The organism is Actinocorallia lasiicapitis (assembly GCF_054778695.1).
In genome coordinates this window covers 1-4,143 of record NZ_BAAGZI010000471.1, presented here as the reverse complement: position 1 = coordinate 4,143, position 4,143 = coordinate 1, and the positions used below count along the sequence as shown (strand labels likewise).

At 71.8% G+C, this 4,143-nt stretch carries 2 protein-coding genes; both read right to left on the bottom strand.

Translation table 11 applies throughout. The features are described from left to right. Window positions 1-69: 69 nt before the first annotated feature. Window positions 70-2,862: an ATP-binding protein gene (locus ACYVE7_RS30425; RefSeq protein ID WP_460369550.1), complete on the bottom strand. Its 2,793-nt coding sequence runs from the start codon at window positions 2,860-2,862 to the stop codon at window positions 70-72. A gap of 68 nt (window positions 2,863-2,930) precedes the next feature. After that, window positions 2,931-3,788 carry a hypothetical protein gene (locus tag ACYVE7_RS30420; RefSeq protein ID WP_460369548.1) on the bottom strand — a complete coding sequence of 286 codons (858 nt, stop codon included), beginning with the start codon at window positions 3,786-3,788 and terminating at the stop codon, window positions 2,931-2,933. Window positions 3,789-4,143 lie beyond the last annotated feature (355 nt).

Here is a 4,143-nt window from a genome sequence, read left to right as displayed (position 1 = left end):
TGAGAGTGCTCACTCACCAGCGGCTACCAGGCACCGAGTCTGCCAGTGAGGCTCACCCGGTAGCTCCCATTAGGGGGTGGCGGGGTCGGGGGGTGGGTCGATGAAGCGGTCGGGCCAGGTGAGCACGGATGGGAGCCAGGGGGTGTGTAGTGATGAGGAGAGATGGTCGAGGTGGTCGGCCGGGTCGAGGCCGACGGTGACGGTGGGGAGGTCCTCCTCGTAGGGGTCGGGCTGGGTGCCCAGCAGCGCGGTCAGGGCGACGGGCCGGTTGGCGGGCAGGTCCGTCGACAGGGGGTGGCGGCGCAGCGAGCGGAGACGCTGGCCGAGCTTCGCGTCAGGGGCCTGCTGGCGCAGGCCAGGCAGGACGTAGTCGAGCGGCGGGGCCAGCGCATGAGGGTCGGGCGCCGGGGCGTCCAGCGGGAAGAGCTTGTCGAGCTCGTGCAGCCAGCGAAGCTGCGGGATCACGAACGCGGGGCCGGGCGGCTCCGGCGCGGGCCTCGCCCCGTAGGCGTTGAGCAGCCCCGTGGCCGCGGCTGTGACGGCCGTCGTCAGATCCGCCGGATCGAACGCCGTGCGCAACGCCAGCGCCCGACGCCCGATCGCCCGGTCGAGGACGGTCGCCAACATGCACTCCCGCAGCCGCGGCGCGAGCTTCGACCAGGCACGCCCCAGCTCGGGCGGGACCGCGGGCAGCGTCCGGTTGGTGAGATGCGCCAGCACCAGGGTGTCGGCCCAGAGCCGCAGCCACGCCTGCTCCGCCGAACCCGACAGCAGATCCGCCTCCCGCAGCTCCCGCAGCGAACAGGCACGGCCGCCCTTGCACTCCGTGCCGCACGCGACCGAACGGCGCCCCGAGATCGGCGGCGGCGGCCCCGGCACGGCCTCCTCCCTGTCCTCACCCCACGGCACCCGGACGCGCAGCGGCCGGTCCATCCCGTCCGCGAACACCGCCGCGACGCCCGGCCGCAGCGACACCACCTCACGCGACTGATCAGCGTCGAGGTTCATCGCCGACCCCACCACATGCCGGTCGTCAAAGGCCGGCAGCCGATGGACGATCTTCAACGCGGTGTTCTTCACGACGTCGGGGATCAGCTTCACCGGGATCTGCTCCGCCACCACGATCCCCTCCCCGTAAGCCCGGATCTCGGCCAGCAGCCCCGCGAACAGTTCGACGGCGTGCGCGCTGGACGAATCCCGGTTCCGCAGCAGCCGGTGCGCCTCCTCGATGACGATCACATGCCGCAGCCCGCTCGACTTGGCGGTCCGCTCCCGCATCCGCAGATGCTCCACCACCCGGATGATCAGCGTGCCCATGAGGAACGCCTTGTCCTCGTCGTTGGCCACGTCCTCGATGGCCAGCACGACGTTCTCGCGCAGCAGCCCCCCGATGTCGGCGTCATGCCCGCCCTCGAAGAACCGGCCCGCCGAACCGATCCGCAGGGACCGCAGCCGGACGTCCACGAACCCCTTGACGTCCGACATCAGCTCCTTGCCGTACCCGACGTCGTCGATCACCTCCAGCGCCGCCTGCTGGAGCTGCTCCAGAGTCGGGACGGCCGGCGGCACCATGTTCGGGCCGGGTTTCGCGCCGCCCGTCACGACGTCCCACCCGCATGACTCGTACACCCGCTGCAGCGCCTGCGCGATGATCTGCGGGAACGGCTCCTCGGCGTCGAACGCCGCCTGGAACAGCGCCCGAACCATGTCGATATGCGCCTGCACCGGATAGCCGGGCTCCGGGCAGAGCGGGTTCAACGACAGCGGCACCGCGCCCGGATCGGACGGGTTCACGACCGTCACCGGATGCCCGATCCGCCCCGCCATCGCCGCGTACTCGGCCTTCGCCGGCTCGATCGCCAGCCACGGCACACCCGCCTTGGTGAGCTGTTCGAGCAGATGCCGGACGGTCTGCGACTTGCCCGAGCCCGTCGCGCCCGTCACGAACGCGTGCCTGTTCAGAGTCTCCAACGGCACCGTGAACCGGCCGACGACCCTGTCCTGCCCGTCCAGGATCGCGCCGAGGTCGAGCCCGCCGCCCGGCGTCTCGGACGTCACGTCGAAGAAACCCGAATCCAGCACCCGCACGCCCGGCACCTCACGCCGCGGCAGCCCGGCCAGCGCCGCCAGCGCCCCCGCCGACGCCACGAACGGGAACCCCTCCTCGGAGCCGCCGAGCGCTTCGCCGAACGCCCCCAGCTGACGCCCCGTCCGCAGCCGGTACGGATGGTGGCCCAGCTCCATCGAACCGACCAGGACCGGCGCGATCTGCTCCAGCTCCGCCGGGGTCGCCGCACCCGCCATCACCCGGACGTTCCACAGCCCCGCCTCACGGAACGCGTCCAGCTCCGCCAGCCGGCGCTCCGCCCGCTCCACGCCGCTCTGGTCGTCACGGCGGAGGATGCGCAGCTCGTGCCGGAGCTCCCTGATCTCGGCGTCGAGCATCTGCTCGGGGCATGGATCGGCCGTCACCAGCCAGCCGAACGGCCGACCCAGCAGCGTGACCAGCATCTGCTCGAACAGCGACGACCGCTGCTCCTGCGCCGTCGCCAGCGGCGGGGCCTGCCGGCCGGGGCAGCGAGTCCACACCATGCGTGCCGCGTCGGCCAGCCAGCCGTCACCGCACTCCGAGCCGCGTGCCCCGTTCGGGAACAGCAGGTTGCCGTCGGCGGAGCCCGCGTTCGTCACCAGCTCCAGTGGCGACCCGCCGCCGCGCGACAGCCACCCCACCACGAACGGACGCCGCTGCTGCGCCGCCGAGAGCACGGCGGGCAGCACCGTCACGAAATCCCACTCCGCGGAGGAGACCCGTTCGGGGACGGGGATCGCTTCGATCCGGAACCAAGGTCCCTGCGCTGTCATCACCTCTTCATGATGCACACCGCAAACACCCCGAACCGACTTATCCACAGGGGGGTTTCGGTCGAGATTCAGATGTCCTCACGCTTGCGGTCGGGCAGGTCGTGGTCGGCGGCGACCTTGTTCCAGAGGTCGAGGAACTTGGTCTTCGCGGCTCCGGCCTTGTCGTTCCAGTCCTGGAGACGGTCCGCGGCGTCGCCGTCGCAGCCGCCTTCGTCCTCGAGGAACTCGACGGCCTGCTCGTTGGCGTCGATCGAGGTCTGGAGGGCCGATTTGAGTGCGCTCTTCAGCTCGTCGCCCTGGTCGAGGGCGCCGACGTCGAGGGCGTCGGCGTCGTCGAGCTGCTGCTTGCGCTCGGTGATCGCCTTGCGGAACGTCGACAGGTCGTCGCTCTTGTCGGCGCACGTGTAGCTGATGCTCGACAGCTTCTTACGGCTGGACGTCATGTCGGCGAGGATGTCGTCGACGGCCGTGGCCTGCGCCTTCGCGTCCCCTGACGGCTCCTTGTCGCCGGAGTCGTCCGACGGCTGCTCCGCGGCGGGTTTGTCCTCTTTCGTGGCGGATGTGCCGGGGTCGGCGGCCAGGTTTCCGCTGCCGTCGTCCTCGTTCTTCCAGAAGACGTAGCCGACGACGAGCAGCGCCGTCAGCAGCGCCGCGACCAGCCCCGCCAGCAGCGGCCCACGCCACCGCGGCCCGTCGTCGGGCAGCCACTGCTCCACATCGGACCGCGAACGCCCACTCCCACCACCGTACGACTGCGCTTCGGGCCGCCCCGCGTTCCACTGCTGCGGCTGCTCCGCCCACGGCCTCCCCTGCGCCGCCGGCTGCTCGGCCCACGGCCGCTCCTGCGAACCCCAGGGCCGCTCGACGTCCGCCGCCGCCCTCCCGCTCGCCCCGACATCCCCTCGCCCACCCTGCTCCCGAGCCAACCCCCCAGCCCAAGGCCGTTCAGGATCAGCACCCTGCTCAGCGCGCGCCGCCCAAGGCCGCTCGGCTTCACCCGGCTGTTCGGCCCAGGGCCGCTCAGGGTCGGCAGGCTGCTCGGCGCGTCCCACCCAAGGCATCCCAGCCTCACCAGGCTGTTCGACCCAGGGCCGCTCAGGGTCAGCAGGCTGTTCAGCGCGCGTCGCCCAGGGCCGCTCGGCCTCTCCAGGTTGCTCGGCCCAGGGCCGCTCAGGGTCGGCAGGCTGCTCGGCGCGCGCCGCAAAAGGCCGTCCGGCTTCGCCCGATCGCTCGGCCCACGGCCGTTCGGGGTCGGCGGACTGCGCCGCCCAGGGCCGCTCG